Source organism: Lacticaseibacillus suihuaensis (genome assembly GCF_054785075.1).
The window spans coordinates 62265-80248 of record NZ_BAAGBJ010000002.1 but is presented as its reverse complement, the minus strand read 5'-3'; the positions used below and the strand labels follow the sequence as shown (position 1 = coordinate 80248).

General features: G+C 61.4%; 12 protein-coding genes. 3 read left to right on the top strand and 9 right to left on the bottom strand.

Annotated features, from left to right (window positions below; genetic code table 11):
- Positions 1-42: 42 nt before the first annotated feature.
- The 4 genes from ACYVRZ_RS02870 to ACYVRZ_RS02855 form a co-directional block, all read right to left on the bottom strand.
- Positions 43-948 (bottom strand): carbohydrate ABC transporter permease, encoded by a 906-nt coding sequence (locus tag ACYVRZ_RS02870; RefSeq protein WP_461224637.1) that lies wholly within the window; start codon positions 946-948, stop codon positions 43-45.
- Positions 942-1862 carry an ABC transporter permease gene (locus ACYVRZ_RS02865; RefSeq protein ID WP_262315954.1) on the bottom strand — a complete coding sequence of 307 codons (921 nt, stop codon included), beginning with the start codon at positions 1860-1862 and terminating at the stop codon, positions 942-944. Before ACYVRZ_RS02865 ends, ACYVRZ_RS02870 begins: the two co-directional genes overlap by 7 nt.
- A gap of 105 nt (positions 1863-1967) precedes the next feature.
- Positions 1968-3557 (bottom strand): type 2 periplasmic-binding domain-containing protein, encoded by a 1590-nt coding sequence (locus ACYVRZ_RS02860; protein WP_461224634.1) that lies wholly within the window; start codon positions 3555-3557, stop codon positions 1968-1970.
- 13 nt (positions 3558-3570) lie between these two features.
- Positions 3571-4878: a family 43 glycosylhydrolase gene (locus ACYVRZ_RS02855; protein WP_461224633.1), complete on the bottom strand. Its 1308-nt coding sequence runs from the start codon at positions 4876-4878 to the stop codon at positions 3571-3573.
- A gap of 627 nt (positions 4879-5505) precedes the next feature.
- On the opposite strand from ACYVRZ_RS02855, the gene ACYVRZ_RS02850 reads away from it, so the two are divergent.
- Entirely contained in the window at positions 5506-6639 is a 1134-nt protein-coding gene (locus tag ACYVRZ_RS02850; protein ID WP_461224631.1) for a GntR family transcriptional regulator, read from the top strand.
- Between the two features lie 97 nt (positions 6640-6736).
- Entirely contained in the window at positions 6737-8848 is a 2112-nt protein-coding gene (locus ACYVRZ_RS02845; protein ID WP_461224629.1) for a glycoside hydrolase family 3 C-terminal domain-containing protein, read from the top strand.
- A gap of 82 nt (positions 8849-8930) precedes the next feature.
- On the opposite strand, the gene ACYVRZ_RS02840 is transcribed toward ACYVRZ_RS02845, so the two are convergent.
- From ACYVRZ_RS02840 to ACYVRZ_RS02825, 4 genes are all read right to left on the bottom strand, one after another.
- On the bottom strand, positions 8931-9131 hold the full coding sequence (locus ACYVRZ_RS02840; protein WP_461224627.1) for a DUF3955 domain-containing protein: 201 nt from the start codon (positions 9129-9131) through the stop codon (positions 8931-8933).
- Between the two features lie 52 nt (positions 9132-9183).
- A complete protein-coding gene (locus ACYVRZ_RS02835; RefSeq protein ID WP_461224625.1) occupies positions 9184-10068 on the bottom strand; it encodes an ROK family protein in 885 nt (294 codons plus the stop codon).
- Positions 10069-10181: 113 nt separating this feature from the next.
- Positions 10182-12014 (bottom strand): class I mannose-6-phosphate isomerase, encoded by a 1833-nt coding sequence (locus ACYVRZ_RS02830; RefSeq protein WP_461224623.1) that lies wholly within the window; start codon positions 12012-12014, stop codon positions 10182-10184.
- Positions 12001-14391, bottom strand: a complete 2391-nt coding sequence (locus tag ACYVRZ_RS02825) for a glycoside hydrolase family 38 N-terminal domain-containing protein (protein ID WP_461224621.1) — start codon at positions 14389-14391, stop codon at positions 12001-12003. Before ACYVRZ_RS02825 ends, ACYVRZ_RS02830 begins: the two co-directional genes overlap by 14 nt.
- A gap of 72 nt (positions 14392-14463) precedes the next feature.
- Between ACYVRZ_RS02825 and ACYVRZ_RS02820 the strand changes: the two genes are divergently transcribed.
- Positions 14464-15189 carry a GntR family transcriptional regulator gene (locus ACYVRZ_RS02820; protein ID WP_461224619.1) on the top strand — a complete coding sequence of 242 codons (726 nt, stop codon included), beginning with the start codon at positions 14464-14466 and terminating at the stop codon, positions 15187-15189.
- Between the two features lie 127 nt (positions 15190-15316).
- Here the strand turns inward: ACYVRZ_RS02820 and ACYVRZ_RS02815 are convergent, their stop codons facing one another.
- Positions 15317-17854: a glycoside hydrolase family 38 N-terminal domain-containing protein gene (locus ACYVRZ_RS02815; protein ID WP_461224618.1), complete on the bottom strand. Its 2538-nt coding sequence runs from the start codon at positions 17852-17854 to the stop codon at positions 15317-15319.
- Between the last annotated feature and the right edge of the window lie 130 nt (positions 17855-17984).

Below are 17984 nucleotides of genomic sequence, written 5' to 3'. Positions count from 1 at the left end.
GGCGCCGTCACACGCCTGTGGCGACGCCGCGAGCGGCGCCAATCAACCCTTCACGGAACCCAGCATGATCCCTTTTTCGAAGTACTTGGCCGTGATCGGGTACAGCACCAGAATCGGCAACGTCGAGATCACGATGGAGGCGTACTTGATTGCCTCCTTGGACTGGCTGATCGTGTCCATGGTGTTGGTCGTCAAAAGCTGACTGTTGTTGGCCAGCGTCTGGTTTTGAATCAGGATTTCGCGCAGGATCAGCTGCAACGGGAACAGGCTGCGGTTGGACAGGTAGATCATCGCATCGAAGTAACTGTTCCAGCGACCCAGCCCGTAGAACATCGTCATGACGGCGATGATCGGCGTCGACAGCGGCAGCACGATTTTGATCAACAGCTGCATGTCCGACGCGCCGTCCAGGTAGGCACTTTCCTCAAGCTCGGTGGGAATGCTCTGGACGAAGTAAGTCCGCATGATGATCATGTTGTAGACGCTGATGGCGCCTGGAATGACCATCACCCACACCGTGTTGACGATGCCCAGCATCTGGTTGAGCAAGTAGGAAGGAATCAGGCCACCGGAGAAGAACATGGTGAAGGTAAAGAAGAAGGTCAGTGGCCCCTTCCCCTTCAGCTCGCGCCGCGACAGCGGGTAGGCGGCCAGCGTGGTCATCACCAGGTTGACCAAGGTCCCCAGCACGGTGTAGATCACCGAGTTGCGCATCCCGGTCCAGATGTCCTTGTTGGTGAAAATCATCTTGTACCCTTCGAGGTTGAAGCCCTGCGGCACCAGCAGCAAGGGCGTCTTGAAAATCTCCCGGGGGTTACTGAACGAGGCCATGACCACGAACCACAGCGGGTAGAGCAGAAGCAGTGTGATGATGGCGACCAGGATCACGTTCACCACATCGAAGGTGCGATCGGCCCTGGTCTCGGCTTTTACTTTCAGGTTTACCATAAGCTCGTGTCACCTACCTTCTTGGCAATCTGGTTGACGGCAATCAGCACGACGAAGTTGACAATGTTGTTGAACAACCCAATCGCGGTTGAGAAGCTGAAGTCCGAACCGACGACCCCCAACTTGTAAACATAGGTCGAAATCACTTCCGACACCGGCAGGTTCATGTCGTTTTGCATCAGCAGGATCTTCTGGAAGTCGGCGCCAAGCACCCCGCCGGCGGCCAGGATCGAGTTGATTACGATGGTCGGCTTGATCGAAGGCAGCGTGATGTGCCAGATGGTCTGCATCTTGGTCGCGCCATCGAGGTAAGCCGCCTCGTACTGGTCTTGGGGAATGCCGGACATGGCCGCGGTGTAAATCAGGGTCCCCCAACCGACCCCTTGCCAGACGCCGGACCAGACGTACACATGCGGGAAGATGCTGGTCGAGCCCATGAAGTCGACTTTGTGCATGTGGAAGAAGCTCAAAACGGTGTTGAACACCCCGTCGACCGGGGAGGTGAAGAACAGCACCATCCCCACGACAACGACGACGGAGATGAAGTTTGGCACGTAAGAAATGGTTTGGCTGATGGCCTTGAACCGCTTGTTTTTCAGCTCGTTGAACATCACCGCCAAGATGATCGGCAGCGGAATGCCGACCACTAGGCTGTACAGGCTGAGCCGCAGGGTGTTGATCAGCGTTTCCATGAAGTAGTTGGACTGGAAGTAGCGGGTGAACTGCGCCATGCCGACCCAGGGGCTCTTGAAGACCCCGAGTACCGGTGAGTAGTTCTTGAACGCGATCACGATTCCGTACATTGGACCGTAACAGAAAATCAGGAAGTAGATGACCGGCAGAATCAGCATGATGTACAGCCACGGGTGTTTGAACCGCGGCATCAGCCGTCTTTTGGTATTGGTGTTCGTCATGTCTTTGACTCCTTTTCGATTTGGGAATGACTACGCGGCGGATAAGCGAAGGCGAAACGCCCCATGGTGACCATGAACCGTTCCGCCTCCTGCTCGATATGGAAATTAACGCGCCTTCATGTAGCGATCGTACTGAGTCTGCTTAATCTTCATATACTTGTCCGCACCAAGCTTCTTGATCTGCTTGACGTAGGCATCCCAACCGGAGTCGATGTCGGTCTTGCCGGTGACAAAATCAACACGGGCCTGGGTGACGTACTTGCCAATATCGTTCATGATCGGCGTCACGGTATCCGCCTCTTCCTGAGTCGTTGGCAGGTCGCCGACCAGCTTGCCGATGAACTTGTGAGAGTGCGTTTCCGGGCTCGCCCACTGCCAGTACTGATCCAGCGTCATCTTACGTGCGTTAGCCACTTGCTGGAACGTTGGTTCAACGTATGGGTAACCGCCGCCGTAGACGTTGTCGACCCACTGGAAGGCACCCAGCTGAATGCCGTCCTTGTAATCCAGAATCTTCTTGTCGTAAACAATCTTGCCGTTTTCAACGTTGTAGGTGACGCCCTTCTTACCGAAGGCACCGAGGATAATGCCCTTTTCACCGTACATGTAGTCCATCCACTTGACCAACTTGGCCGGGTTCTTGCAGACACTGGTGACCATGAAGGCCGATGGGCCGGCCACCATCGGGTAGTAAACCGCAGTGGACTTGTCGCCGGCAGGGCCCTTCAGCCCGGTAATGCCGACGTAATCGGTGGACTTGGCACCGAATTGCGCCGGGCCGGACTCGGTGTAGGCGCCAACGATGCCATCGGTGCCGTCGGCCAGCCACTTTTCCTTCGTTACGTTGCCGAAGGTCTGCTGGTTGATCAGGCCTTCCTTGTACAGGTCACGCTCGTACTTCAGCACTTCCTTGTACTTCGGGTCGGTGACGGTCATCTTGACCTTCTTGCCGTTGTTGCTCAGGTAAAACAGCGCGGAGGTGGAGAAGTCGCCGGCGTTGGTCAGGCCGTAAGCGCCCATGATCTGGCGATCCAGCGTGTTGGAGAAGCTGTTGGTCGTGTCGTTGTACCAGCCCTGCTCGTCTTTTTTGCCATTGCCGTTCGGGTCCTTGGTAACAAAATCCTTCAGAACCGTCTTGAATTCCTTCAGGTTAGTCGGCGCTTTCAGGCCCAGCTTGTCCATCCACTTTTTATTGAAGTAAATCTTCTTCGTGTTGTCTTCCAGGTTCAGGTAAGGCATCGCGTAGATGTGGCCATCGGGCTGCGTCAGCGCCGCCTTGATGTCCGGGTACTTGTCGAACAGCTTCTGCAGGTTCGGCGCGTCTTTTTTGATCAGCTTTTCCAGCGGGATGAACAGGCCCTGGCCACCGTACTTGGCCAGCTCCGTGTTGGAGAAGTTCATGCCGTAGTAGGCGTCCGGCTGGTCCTTGGAGGCCAAAAGCACGTTCTTCTTGTCGGCCAGCGAAGCGTCGGTGATTTCTTCAAAATCAACCTTCACCCCGGACTGCTTGTAACGCTCCTTCCACATCCACAGCTTGTTGGCATCCGGCCGCACGTCCTGGAACCCGCGCCGCACGATGTGGTAAGCCGCGTCCTTGCCGCTGCTTTCCTTGGACTTGCTGCCACCGCAACCCACTAAGATCAAGCTCGAAAGGATCGCCGCGGAAATGAACCAAAGCTTCTTACTTTTGATCATTATGTTTTCCCCTTTATTCACCGTAGTCTTCTACCGATAAAGCCTCTAAAGCAAACGTGCCTTCATACCCCTTGATGCTGATCTGGTTCACCTTCCCTGGGCGAATCGTGATCGTGTAGTTCGAGAAGCCGTCGAAGTTATCGAGGGCCCCGGAGAACGGCAGGTTCAAAAGCGTCTCGAACTTGCCGTTCACAAACAGCTGCAGCTTGGCCAGCTTGGCCGGCGTCGCGTAGTGGAAGCCGAGGTTGACGCGGCCGGTGGCAAACCCATCCACGGCGTCAAAGGTCACAACCTGTTCGGCGCGTTCGATCGGCTCGGTGGCCAGGTCTTCATAGTTGCCAGCAAACGGGCGGGTCGCCACACCGGTCAGCTTGGCTTCGTTGAGCCCGTAAGCCTGCAGCTGGCCGAGCGGCGTCGGCGCGGCATCCGCCAGCGGCAGCCGGCCGTTGCGGCTTTGCACCACCAGGCGCATCGTGCCGTCTTCGTTGAACTCAACCGGATCGACGCAGATGGAGCGCAGAACGCCTTCCTGCGACAGGTCATCGGAGTGGTAAAACGCGTACCACTGGCCCTTGTACTCGACCACCGAGCCGTGGCTGGTCTCGCAGTTGGTCGGTGCCAGGTACGGCCCCATCGCCTGCCACGGCCCCAGCGGCTTGTCACTCATCGCGTAGCACAGGTGGTTGTTGCCCGAGTGGTTGTCCGAGTAGGTCAGGTAGTAGATGCCGTTGCGCTTGAACGTCCATGACGCCTCGTGGAAGTCGCCGAGCCCTTCCATCGGCACCAGCGGGGTCTTGAGCGAGTGCATGTCGTCGTTCAACACCGCCGCCATGCAGTGGCCGCCGCCGCCGTAGTAGAAGTACGGGGTGTTATCGTCATCGACGAACACGGCCGGGTCGATCATCGCAAAGCCGCCGACCCCTTCGATGTAGCCAAGGTCTTCGAACCCTTGCGTCGGGCTCGTGCTACGGGCCACGCCGATTTTCCACGAGTCGTTCCAGGCCTCTTCGCTTGGGTGCGGGTAGAAGAAGTAGTAGTAGCCGTTTCGGTAGGCGCAGTCCGGCGCCCACATGAAGCCGCCGCTGGGCCGGCCCCAAGGCGACTTGGATGAGTCGAACAGCTCACCCTCGTCGCGCCAGTTGACCATGTCCGTGGTCGAAAACGCGTGGTACTTATCCATGAAGTCGCAGCCCTGCGCCGGATCGATATCGCGGGACGGGTAGACGTACAGCCGGCCATCGTTCCACACATGCGCCGACGGGTCGGCGGTGAAAATGCTTTGAACAAATGGGTTAATCGAATAGGATCTGTGACGTCGCATCGCCAAGTTGTCCAAGAAGTTTCGCTCCCTTCAAAATAATGGCATTAGGTCCCAAAGGATTGAGCGCGGCATCGCGCCGAACAGTCTATACCAAACGCCGTGCGTTCGGATGTGAAGCGCTCTCAAACACCTTCGCTCGTAAGATACCACAATATTTAAAGGTCGTCTACATTGTCTGTATATTTGTAACATTTCAACACGTCGTTTGTTTGTGTCGCCCAACCATACCGTTCGAGTAACAATCTTTTGCTTCGGGCCTGGCAGCGGCGCCAATTAGCCGTCTCCAGACGCGTACCGGTGCCGGTTAGGTTGGTAAAATAATTTTACGAAGTCACCTCATACCCCTCGTTCCGTTCCAGGCTCGTGACATGTTCCAAGCTCGGTTGCAGGTTACAATCCCTGTTACACTGGCGTTTCGAGCAGTTGTGCCAAAATGGTGCCTGTTTTCATCTGCAACTTTCACAAAATACCATTGAACCGTTTGTATTATTTGTTATAATGTATGCGAGCTCCCTGAAAGGCCACCCAAGTGCTGGGTAGACCAGTGAGCCTTCCTGTGCCGTGCCGTTCGCGGCCGCGCCATCGTACCGCACCAACCAATTCAAATTCCTACGTGAGGGATAGCCAATGCCAAAGAAAGACCCGATTTACGTCACCATCGCCGACCAGCTCAAGTCCCAGATTAGAGACGGCACCTACCGTCCCGGCGACCAGCTGCCGACGGAAAAAGAGCTGGTCGACCGCTTCTCGGTTTCCCGCGTCACCGCCCGCAAGAGCCTGGACGCGCTGGAAGGCGAGGGCCTGATCGAGCGTTTCGCCGGTCGCGGTACCTTCGTCAAAACCGCCGGTGAGGATTCCGACGGCACCGCGCCAATTACCCACCACAGCGTGATTGGCGTCGTGCTTCCCGAAATCACCCCTTGCTTTGGGACCCACCTACTTTTTGAGACATCACAAATCGCTCAGGACAATGACCTGCGCCTTTTTTACATGGGTACAAGAGACGATCAGTACCGTGAAGCGCAGATTATCCGTGAATGCAAAGAGTACCCGGTCGACGGCCTGATTATCTGGCCCGTCCCCGGGAAATTCATCAGTTCCGAGATTTTGAAGATGATTCTCAGCGACTTTCCGGTGGTGTTGTTGGACCGGTACGTCCAAGACGCCAACGCCAACTTCGTTTCAACCGACAACAAGGCGGCAACGCGGCTACTCTTAGACCACCTAATCAATATTGGGCACCGAACAATTGCCGTGGCGCAGGGCGAAGTTGGCAACGACTCGTCGCTGCGGGACCGTGTGCTGACCGCCCAGTTGTACCTGTCCAACTACACGGATGACACCAACACCAATTATCTCGGTGGCACCCTGACCCTGCCAGCCTTTGACTTTAAAGATCCGACCGACATCGCCGAAAAAAAGCGCCAGTTCCGGCCGAAACTACGTGCATTCATCGCAACCAATCCTAACGTGACGGCATTTTTCATCGCCGAGTATTATCCGGCTACCTTCTTGTACATGTGCCTCACGGACCTTGGCTACCGTGTGCCTGACGACTTCTCCATCGCATGCTTTGACTCACCGGACTACTACTTGGAGCAAACGCCACGCTTCACGCACATTCATCAACGCGAGAAGGCACTTAGCCAGGCTGCCGTTACAACACTTAAAGAGGCGATGGCCAATCATGACAAGCGCTACCGCCAATTAGTCGATGTCGACCTGGTTGTTGGCGACACGACCGGAGCCCCGCGGTCGTAGGTCATCCGTGTCGACACTGACGCGTCAAACAGTAGACCCTAGTTCTGCCAATCTACTTGGCTTTTGCTCTAATGAAAGCTTGCCTAAGGAGGCACTCATGATTTCAGATGCTCAAGCACGGCAAAAGGCGCAGGCGCTGGTGGCCCAGATGACCCCGGCCGAAATGATTGCGCAGCTCGAATACGACGCCCCGGCGATTCCGCGGCTGCACCTGCCGGCCTTCAATTACTGGAGCGAGGCGCTGCACGGCGTCGCTCGAGCCGGCACCGCGACCGTTTTCCCCCAGGCGATTGGACTTTCGGCGATGTTCGACCCTGCGACGCTGGAAAAAATCGGCACCGCCGTCGGCACGGAGGTTCGCGCCAAGCACAACGACGCCGTGGCTCACGGCGACTTCGGGATTTACAAGGGGCTGACGGTATGGTCGCCCAACGTCAACATTTTCCGCGACCCACGCTGGGGCCGCGGCCACGAGACTTACGGCGAGGACCCCTACCTGACGGCCACCAACGCGGTCGCTTACATCCACGGCCTGCAGGGTAACGGCCCGTACCTGCGCGTCGCCGCCTGTGCCAAGCACTTCGCCGTTCACAGCGGCCCCGAGGCGCTGCGCCACGAGTTCGACGCGCGACCGACGCCCAAGGACCTGACCGAAACCTACCTGCCGGCCTTCAAGGCAGCGGTGCAGGCCGGCCACGTCGAAAGCGTGATGGCGGCCTACAACGCAGTCGACGGGGTGCCGGCGCCGGTCAACGCCACGCTTTTGACCGAGACCCTGCGCCAAAAATGGGGCTTTGACGGCCACGTCGTCTCCGACTTCGGTGCCGAAGAGGATGTTTGTGCGACGCATCACTACACGTCAAGCGACGCCCAAAGCATCGCCCAGGCGCTACAGGCGGGGTGCGATCTCTGCGCCGGCCACCTGGCGCCGGCGCTCTCCCAGGCGCTGGCCGACGGACTAGTCGAACAGGCCACGATTACTCAGGCCGCGGTGCGGGTTTTGACCACGCGGATGCGGCTGGGCCTGTTTGCTTCGGACGACCCCTACGCCAAGATTGACTACACGGCCAACGACACCCCCGCTCACCACGCCTTGGCGCAAGAGGCCGCGGCCAAGAGCTTCGTGCTGCTGAAAAACGCGGGGCAGCTGCCGCTTTCGCCGGCAACCTTAACCAGCGTGGCCGTCGTCGGGCCAACCGCGGACAGCACCCGGGTCCTTGAGGGCAACTACAACGGGACCGCGTCCAACCGCACCACCATTTTGGCCGGGCTGCGCCAGGCCCTGCCGGCAGACATCCGGCTCAACTACGCCGAAGGGTGCCACCTGTTTTTGGACCGCACCGAGCCTTTGGCCGAGCCGGACGACCGCCTGGCCGAGGCCATCAGCGCGGCGGAACACAGCGACCTCACGATTGCGTGCCTGGGCATGGACGCAACCATCGAAGGTGAGCAAGGCGACGCCGGCAACGCCGAGGCGGCCGGCGACCGGCGTGACCTGGCGCTGCCCGGGCGGCAGCAGCAGTTGCTCGAGCAACTGCTTGCGGTCGGCAAGCCGGTGGTGCTGATCCTGACGGCCGGCTCGGCCGTCACGCTCGGCGGCCTGGAGACGCACCCCAGCCTGACCGCCATTCTCGACGTCTGGTACCCGGGGGCCTTGGGCGGCCAAGCCGTCGCCGACGTGCTGTTGGGCCGCCAAAGCCCTACCGGTAAGCTGCCGATCACGTTTTACCAAAGCACGGCCGAGCTGCCCGACTTCACGGACTACGCCATGACCCAGCGAACTTACCGCTACATGCCCCAACCCGCGCTGTTCCCGTTCGGCTACGGCCTCACTTACGGGCGCATGACGCTGGCAGACGCCGCCGTGCGTTGGCTGACCGCAAACCGCGAGGCGGCCGTGACGGTCCAGGTTCACAATCCGGAGCCGTATCCGGTGATCGAAGTGGTGCAGGTCTACATCCGGGCCAACCATCCGGACGCGACCCCGCATCCCCGCCTCGCCGCTTTCCAGCGCGTCACCGTGGCGCCGATGCAGACGCAGCGGGTGATGCTGACCGTGGCGTCGGCCGCGCTGTGCGTGGTCGATGCCCAAGGCAACGCCGTGCAGCCTGGCACCGACTACGACGTGTCCGTCGGCTTCGGCCAGCCGGACGCGCGAACGGCCGCGCTGACCGGCCAGCAGGCGCTGCACATGACGCTGAGCAAGTAATAGACGATAAAACGGGCGAACGCGCGTGGTCGGTTGACCGCGGCGTTCGCCCGTTTTTGAGTGGTGAATCACTAGGCATTGTTTACTTACTGCGGCGTCGGCGCCACGCCGTCACCACCGCCCAAACCACCGCGGCCGCAAGCATCGCCTCACCCAGCGGCACGGTGAAGAAGAACGGCTCATGCACCATCCCGTTTTTGGCCACGTAGGAGAACTGCGCCCCGATCAGCGGCAGCGCGATACCCGCCAGCGCCAGGATCAGCGGTCCTAGGTAACGTTTCATCCTTGCTCACCTCCTCCCTGCCAGTTTACCAGCTGGGGGTGAGGCGGTGGCTTCAGTTTTGGTTAAGTCTAGCCCAGATGCCGGCGTTGACCACCGCCTCGAAGTCCGGCTCGACCAGGCAAGCGACGCGATGCGCCGCCAGCGCAGTCGTCAGTGGCTGGCCGAAGTAGGTGAAGCTCTTGGCAATCTGACCGCCGAGGACCAGTGCTTGTGGTGAAAAATTCTTCACAAACGGCGCCACGGCCTGGGCCACCACCTGACCGAACGCGTCAAAAGTCGCCTGGGCCGCTGTGTCGCCGGCCGCCGCCAGCGCCGCGAGCTGGGCCCCGCTGTAGGCCACGCCGGTGTGGCACTTGGCCAGCCGCGTCAGCCCTCGCGCCGACACGTAATCATCGATGATGCCGGTACGAAATGGGGTGTCGTACAGCCAGCCGTGCGGCGGCACCCCAACGCCGGTGGTCACCAGCCGCCGATCGGCCACAAAAGCCGAGCCGGCGCCGGTACCGATGGCCAGGCACATGAAGCGGTCGCAGTCTCGCGCCACACCGCCGCGCGTTTCCCCCAGCCCAAACGCGGCGATGTCGTGAATGTAGGCGAACCGCGCGTGGGTGAGCCACGGCAGGGTTCGGGCCGCGGCGTGTTGAATCGCCGGCGTCAGCGGCATGCCGTACAGCGCGTCGTACTTACCAAGGCCCCGCATCAGGCTGACGCCGCCTGCGTAATCGAAGGGCCCGGGAAAGGCGAAGCCGACGCCGGCCAGCGCGTCTCCCGCCGCGGCCGCGGTGATGATGTCGACAAAATTGGCCACAATGGTCGCCGCCGCCTCGGTGGCCTTGGCCGGGTAGTGCCTGGCCGGCCCCACCGGCTGACCGGCGGCCGTCACCCGGGTGGCCTTGATCTCGGTGCCGCCGACATCCAGCAGTAATTGATCTGGCATGTTTCCTCCTTCTCAAGCAGCAGCGCTCGCGTCGTGGTGCTTTTGACAAACCCAGGCGGCCGCGGCTGGGCCGCCCGGGCCCACGCAAGCGACCGCAGCGTCGCCGCACCCGCTCACGGCCGCACCGTGGCGACCAGCACCGCGCAGGTCTCGTCCAGCGGCGTCAGGCGAAAATCGCCGGCGGCGGCCGGAACGATGAAGGTCTCGCCGTAATGCACCTGGTACGGCGCAAAGGCGTCGCTTGGCGACGACACGATGGCCCCGGTGCCTTCGACGACGTTGGCCATGTGGACGCTGCCGTTGGCCGCCACCACCGCCCCGGCACGGGTCTTGAGCCAGTAGCGCGTGGTTTGGATGAACTCCTGGGTTGCCAGGCCGGTGGTTTCCTTTTTCACATTCGGCGTGTCTTGCTCAACCCGAACCTGATTGATCAGGTTCGCATTGACGTAGGCCTCACGCCGGTTCCAGGCGATCACCTGCTCGCCGTCTTCGATGTGAACCGGCCGCGGCCGACCGTCCAGGCCCAGGCGGCCCCAGTCCCAGAGCTTGAAGGTGAACAGGTACGGTGTGGCGCTGATTTCAAGCACCACGGTGTCTTTGCCGGAGCAGTGAACCGTGCCGGCGGGAATCAGGAAGTGGTCGTGCGGCTGCACCGGCCACTTGGCGACGTAGCGGTCGGCGTCAAAGGGCGCGGCCCCGGCGTCGGCGGCTTGCAAGGCGTTGATCATGGCGGCCGGGTCTGTGGTATTTTTCACACCCAAGTAAACTTCGGCGCCGGGCTTGGCGGCCATGATGTAGTAGCTTTCGTCCTGCGTGTAGGGCATGCCGTAGTGGTCCCTGATGTACTGCGTGGTCGGGTGAACCTGCAGCGACAGGTTCTGGCCGCCCATGGTGTCGAGAAAATCAAAGCGAATCGGGAACTCGGCGCCAAAACGGCTGTAAACCCGCGTCCCCAGCAGCCGCTCGGCCTGGCTCAAAACCAGGTCCATCGCCGGCAGCTCCAGCGTGACGTCGCCGAAGGTCAAAAGTAGGCTGTTCTCCTCCGGCACCCCGTCGAAGGCCCATGCGTAGTTCGGCACATCACCAGGCAGGTCAAATTGCTCGCGCATCCACTGGCCGCCCCAGACGCCAGGCGCGAAGTACGGCTTGAGCCGAAACGGGGTCTGCGCCAGCTGATGCAGGCCGGCTCGCAACCCAGCACCGGCAACCAGGCGCGGTGCGTCAGCGATTGTGGTATCGATTACGGCATCGAGGTGCGACAGCAGCATGGCCTTTTGCCGGTCGGCCATGCGCCACTCAACGAAGTACCCCTGCTTGACCTTGCGCAGCTGGTCGCCGGCACCGTTGGCCGACTTCCAGTTCGGGCTGCCGGCCTCATAGCGCAGCTGGGCTTCCCAGCGCGGCAAATCGCAGTAAACCAGCACCGAGTAATCACACACGAGGCTGGCACCGACACCGTAAACCACGGTGACGGGGGCGGTGCTGGTCTGGATGGCCTGCCGCATCGCCGCGGTTTTGGCCGGATCGTATACGTCCTGCAGCGTCAGCGTGTTCATGATGCCAAACACGCGGTCATCTGTGAGAAACGGCGCAATCAGCTGCTGATAGGCCGCGTCGCTGATGCAGCTTTCTTCACTCGCCACCAGCTCGACGTCGAGGCTGGCCAACGCCGCGGCCAGCTCGGTCTGGCGAACGCCGGGGTAGCACTCCACGGCCACGACCACGTGACCGCTGGCGCTGGCCGCGGCGGCGGTGACGCCAGCCGCCTGGTCGCCATCCACCTGGTCGCCATCCACCTGGTCGCCATCCGCCGCGGTCGAACCGGCGGCGGTCGCACCCGTGGCTGCGGCGGCGATCAGCGCCTGCAGCCGTGCCAGGACGGCCGGCCAACCGGCCACCGCCGTGAAGCCCGGCACTTGCTGCGCCGGGAATTTATCGTAAGTCATGCCCTGCCCCTTTCTCGAAGCGATAGAAGGTCCACACGTCCTGGTTCAGCGCCGCTGCCTGCGTGAAGGCCTGCGCAAGCGTGGATTTTGCGAAGGGCTGCACACTGTAATGGAACTGGTAGAAGCCACCGAGATCGGCCTTGAAGTTGGTCTCCCAGAAGTTGTTCATCAGCCACGAGTAGACGGGATCCGTGTTGCTGGCCCCTTCGCCCATCAGCCGAATCGGGTGAGCGGCCAAGTCGCCCATCGTCACCAGCGGGGCGTCTTGGCTCGCCACCACCCAGTCGTCTTGGCCTTCAAAGACCACGCCGTTTTGCGTCGCGTAAAAATCGATGCAGGTTCCCGGCAGCTGGTCGATGCGCGGCCGCACGATCGCGTCGGTTTTGTCCAGCGCGACTTGTGAGGACGTGAACGGCAGCGCCAGGTAGACGTTCTCCGGCCGCCATTCGCTGAGCTTGTGGAACCGCACGTCGACGTCGACCTTAGGGCTCAGCTTGTAGGCGGTCAGAATCACGGCGCAGTCCTGCATCCCCGCGGCCAGCTGGTAACTCAGCTGCACCCGCGTGTAAAGTGGCCCGTTCTCCAGCACCTTCACGTCGCTCAGCTGCCCGACCGCTCGCTGGGTGCGAAAGGCCTTGCGGTTGCGGCCGAGGTTGCGCCGCACCGACTGGTAGTTGTCGCCCAGCTCAAGCGGCGTCACCTCGTAGACCGGCGTGAACGCCCCCAGCTCGCCGGGCTTCAGGCGATCCGCACCGGTTTTTTTGTCCAGCCAGTGCGTGATGCCGGCGCCGGGTTGCCAACTGATTTTGTAAAAATCGTTCTCCAAACCATCAATCGTGGCGGTGCCGCCGGCGGCCAGCTCAGCCTCCCGACGCCAGGCCAGATCGTCGACGCCGTCCAGGCCGATGGGCTGGCGCATCCCGGCCGAAAACGGCCGCGGTGCCGGCACCTCGCGTAATGCGAAGTGCTTCTCTTCACGAGCCGCCAGGTCCAACCAGATGCACAGCTCGTAGCCGCGCGAGTAGTGGCTGATCTGGAACGGCACGGGCTGGCCGGTCGCCTGGTCGATCACCTCGAAATGTTCGTGGCCGAACCACACCTCCAGGTCCTGCTTGAGCATGGTCCGAATCGGAAAATCGTGCGGGTTCACGGCCCGAAACGTGATTTCCTTGCTCAAGGACAGCGGCGTTTCGCCGTGCTGCTGCTGAATGCGTTCGCGAATTTTGGTCGCCGCCTCGGCGGCCTTCAGCGCATACAGCCGCTTCCACTGGTCGAGGTTGTTAACCTGCGGGTGGAAGGGCTCGGTGATTGAGCTGGAGTAACCCCAGGTGTGTTCGGCGTAAAACATCAGGTTGTCTCGGGCCGTATCGTACCAGTCCTGCGGCGCCAGCTCGTGCTTGGGATCGAGCTTTTCGGCCACCGCGTAATCCCGGGCCGCATGGCGGTACTGGATCACGTCGGCCGGCGTGGAGCCGATGCCATCGGCCCACCAGTCGGTCCAATCGCCGCGGTAGGTGGGAATCGGCACGGCGCTTGCTCGCACCTGGTCAAAGAACTCATCAAGTGTGACCATGCGCAACTGAATGTCGCCGCCGAGTGCGTTGTAGCGGTCGATGAAGTGCAGAATCTTCAGCGTCGCCGGCGAATTATCGGTCATCAACCCGCTGAGGCTGATCGGGACAAAATCGTAGGCGTAACCCTGATCCGTGAGCGTCTGCACGTAATTTTGAATGCGTTCGCACGAGCGGTCGAACAGCGACAGCTTGGTGTCGTTCAGGCCGTCTTGGAGGGTGTACTCGAAGGTCGCCGCCTCGGAAATACCCAGCTCATTGCCCAGGTTATAATGCTCGCCGTTCCACGCCAGAATGCGCTGGCCGCTGGCGCCTTCCCACCAAAACGGTGCCTGCTTGCGCAGCGGGTGGTAGCCGTGGTGGGTGTGCAGGCACGACATCAGGTTGGTGATACCGGCCTTGGTCAGGCCTTCCACCAGACCCCAGGAGTAGCCATTGATGTCCGAGGTCAACGCGCTTTTGGCCGGAATGTGCAACGCGTTACGCTGGCGGCGGGTCTTGGCCATCACCTCATCAAACACCTGCGCCGACACCAGCTCCGTCAGGTTCAGGTAGCTGCCGGACAGGCCAATGTTGCCGGCCTGCACCGCCTTGACGAAGGCCGCCTGCTCCTGTGGCGTCGCCTCCTTCAAAAACTGCTCGACCGGCCAGTAGGTCTCGCAGTTCCACTTGAAGCGTGGCTCCTGGGCGACCAAGTCCAGGACCTCCTTGATGAAGCCGATGTGGTGGGCCCGCATTTTCTCCTGCGTGTCCGTGTAGCCGACATCGGTGTGTGAGTAATGCAAAACGTCGATTGTGAACGTCATGGTAAACTCTCCTTTGTGTTTGAAATCGCAAATCGTTATGATGAAAGTAACAAAATCACAGGGGGAAATGCGATGCCTGAGCTCAATGCCAATATGCCGCTGTATCAGCAGGTCGCCGCCGATTTTCGCCGCCAAATCGCAAGCGGCACCTGGCCGGAGCGTTCTGCCCTGCCAACGGAGGAGGCGCTGGCGGCGCGGTATGCGGTCAGTCGCATCACGATTCGCAAGGCGATCGCCGCGCTGCTTCAGGAACAGCTTTTGACCAAGGTGCCGGGCCACGCACCGCGGGTGGCCAACGCCCGGACCCAACCGGCGCCGAACCAGACGCTGATTCGACCGCAGCAGCTGGCCATCGACGAGGTGTTCGAGAACCACAAGCAGCAACGGGCCGACCTGACGCGCGTCCTGGCCGACCTGCGCTGTGCCGAGATGCTCGCACTGCCGCTGGGGGCCCCAGTCACCCTTTTGTCGCGGCGCGTGTTTGACAACGAGGGGCTCGTTGCCGTGTTTAAGACCTACTTCGTGGCGCCGGCACTGGCCACCGCCGATATCAGCCGTTTCATTCAGACCAAGAAGTCTTTTTATGATTTTCTCGCCCGGCACGGCATCGAACCGGTGGTGCAGCGCGAAGTGATCACCGCCGTTCCCGGCGGCACCGACGCCTTTGCCGGGCAAAAGGCCACGCCGCTTTTACGCCGCGAACGCCTAGTGGCCGCAACCGACGCCGACTACCGCGAGTACAGCGACTGCTACTACGCCGCCGACCGCTACCGCTTCGTGCTGGACTTCACGCACTGAGGCCGCGCGGCGCCGGTGCGACCGGTTGCGGCCACCGCCGTGACGCGGTGAGCGAGGGCGGCTGGCACCCAGGCACGACGGTTCGACCCGATCGCAGCGGCGAGGCCACACTTAGCGGCGAACCCGGCTAGTCTTCGTTCGTGATTAAGGTCACCACGCCGAGGTTTTCGGCCACCAGTGCCGCGTGGGCATCCGCCAGCGACTCGGTGCGTGACTGCGTGAACAGGTCGAAGCCGAACTCGTAGAAGCCGGACAGGTCGACCTTGAAATTCGTTTCCCAGAAGTTGTTCATCACCCAGGCGTATAGCGGCGCCTGGTTTTTCTTTGCCGTCTGCGGCCCGGCCAACTGAATCAGGTGCGGATCGAGGTCGCCGAGCGTGACCAGCGGCGTATCCTTCAGGCACAGGCCCAGCATGTGGCCGCTTGGCTGCCGGTACAGCAGTCCGGAATTGAGCAGGAAAAAGTCGGTGTTGGTGCCGGGCAACTGGTCGATCGCCGGGCGGAACAGGCGGTCGCCTTTTTCGGCGTACAGGTCGCCTTGCGCCGCCAACGGCAGCGAGACGTACAGATTCTCCGGTGCCCACTCGTTGGTTTTCTGAACGCGAACCGTCGCCTCAATCTTCGGCAGGTGCTTGTAAAACTTGAGCTGGACGCTGTACAGCTGGGTGCCGGCCAGCGCGTAATCCAGCGCGATGGTCTTGAACACGGCGCCGTCTGCGACGTTGCGAATGTCCGTCAGCCGGGCAAAATCGCGCTGCACCCCTTTGCCCTTGCGGTTGCGGCCCATGCGGCGGCGTTCCTGGCACGGGTCGGTTTTGACCGGGGTGACCTCGTAAATCCCGGCAAACAGCGGCGCCTCCGCCTCCCGCAGCAGGTTCTTGCCGGTCGCCTTGTCGATCAGCGTCTTGATGCCGCGGGTCTCATCGAGCAGGCAGAGAAAATCATCGGTCGCAATCGTCAGCTCGTTGGGCTTGCCGGGGTAGGCGATGTCTTGCACCCCTTCGGCGCCTTGCACGAAGTTGACGTAATGGTAGTCGGCTGTTTCGTGATTCACATCACCCAACCGCAGCCCGAGCCGCTTTTCCTCGTGCGGCGCCAGGCTCACCACGACCTCGACCTCGTAATCGGAGGCGGCCGGCGTCACCTGCCGGGGGTAAACCGTCCCGGTGGCGAGGTCGTAAGCCTCAATGTACGGCACATCCGCGGCACTCAGGCGCTTGCCGCCCAGCGTCTCCCAGTAGGCCAGGGCCAACGTGACCGGCGCCGTGACGTCGCGGTCGTGCGGGTTGACCACCTTGTAGGTCTTGCTTCGCGCAACCCGCGGCCAGACGCGGCCGAATCGGGCGGCGGTCAGCTTGTTCAGGTAGGTGTTGACCGTCATGCCGGCGGTCACGGCGTAATTGGCCTTGCGGTACTCGAGCTCGTTGACCATCGTCGCCCAAGGCTCGGACACGGAGGAGTGGTAACCCCAGGTGTGTTCGGCAAAAAGCATCAGCTGGCTTTCAGCCGTTGCCAGGGCGGCCGGGTCGGGCAAGGCCGTCGCGCCGGTGGCCGGAGTCTGCGTTGCGGAAGCGCCGGTGGCGGTCGCCTGGGTTGGGGCCGCCTCGGCTTCGGTAGCGGCGGCCTGAGTCTCAGCCGCGGCCGTCGCGTCAGCGGCCGGGGCCAGCCGCTCGGCCAGCTGGTACTGGCGCTGGGCGGCGCGGTAAATCTTGGTGGCGCCGGGGGTCGAGCCGACCCCGTCGGCCCACCAGTCGTTCCAATCGCCGCGGTAGGCCGGCAGGTCGGCAACCGCCGTCTGCTCACGCAGCATCGCAAAGAATCCGGTGACGCCAATCATTTTGACCTGAATCTCCGAGCCGTATTGCGCGTTCCACTCGGCGATGCGGTCGACCACCGCCTCGTTGGGGCCGGCGTTGTCCGTCGACATCCCCGAAATCATCACCGGGGCAAAGTCGTACGGGTAGCCTTCCTGGGCAAGTGCATCAAAGTACTTGTTGATGCGCGTGTGTGCCACTTCACGCCACTCGCTGTCCGGGGCGGCGGCGAACTGGTCCTTGATCGAGTAGCTGCCTGGCGCGTCGGGCATCATGCCCAGCTCGTTGCCGATCTGGTAATGCTCACCGTTCCACACCAGAAGCCGCCGCCCGTCTTGGGTCTCCCACCAAAAGGCCGTCTGGTTCTTGAACAGCGGGTACAGGCCGTGGTGGCCGTGGATGCAGGTGAACAGGTTCTCGATGCCATTGTTCAGCAGTTTATCTGCGTAGGCCCATGCGAAGCCGTTCACATCCGCCGTCATGGCCGAATCCAGCTTCCGCCGCAGTTGTTTGGCGAACCGCCGCCCCCGGGCCAGGCTGTGATCCAGCGCGGTCGCGTCGACCAGCTCGGTCATGTTGAGGTAGTTCAGCGACATGTCGATGTGTCCGGCCTCGACGCCGGCCAAAAACGCGGTTTGCTCCGCCGGCGTCGCCTCGTGCCAGAAGTTTTGCACCTGCCAGAAGTTTTCACAAGTCCAGACGAATTCGTCGGCGCGACCCTTGGCCTCGAGGTCGGCGATGATCGCCAGCACCTGGCGAATGTAGTCGACGTGGTACGCCGCGATGTCTTCCTGACGGGCGGTGTAGCCGATATCAGTGTGCGAATGATTGATCAAGTACAGTGTCTTCATAAAAAGTGCCTCCGCAATCGGTTTCATTAGCTATCCCCTTCAGTATAGCGGGTCGCGCCGCCTTGTGCAGGCTCTTATGAAAGCCCGGTGGGTCGCGGTTGGACCGGGATTGGCTCGGCTCGATCGCGCC